Consider the following 253-nt stretch of genomic DNA (forward strand, 5'->3'; position numbering starts at 1 on the left):
GGAGATCATCACCGCTTACGCCAAGAGGTGGGCGGTGGAGCCGCTGTTCAAAGACATGAAGCATGGTTGGGGGCTGAAGGACGCTTGGCAGCGCTCGCGGCAAGGGCTGATGCGCTGGGTCACCCTGCTCGGCGTGGGCTACGCGCTCACGCAGATGCTGGCCTACAGTGATCCGGCACGCCTGGGCGGACTGGCCGAGCCGGCGCCCTGGCGGCCGCCGGGCACCCAGACTGCCGGTGTGATCCAGGCGGGG

Annotated in this window: 1 pseudogene; it reads left to right on the top strand. The window is 69.2% G+C overall.

Annotation, left to right across the window (positions count from 1 at the left end):
- Positions 1-34 precede the first annotated feature (34 nt).
- Positions 35-253 (top strand): annotated as a pseudogene (locus tag Q7A36_RS41405) (hypothetical protein); the annotation flags it as partial.

Source organism: Paracraurococcus lichenis (assembly GCF_030657435.1).
Classification (GTDB): Bacteria; Pseudomonadota; Alphaproteobacteria; order Acetobacterales; family Acetobacteraceae; genus Paracraurococcus; species Paracraurococcus lichenis.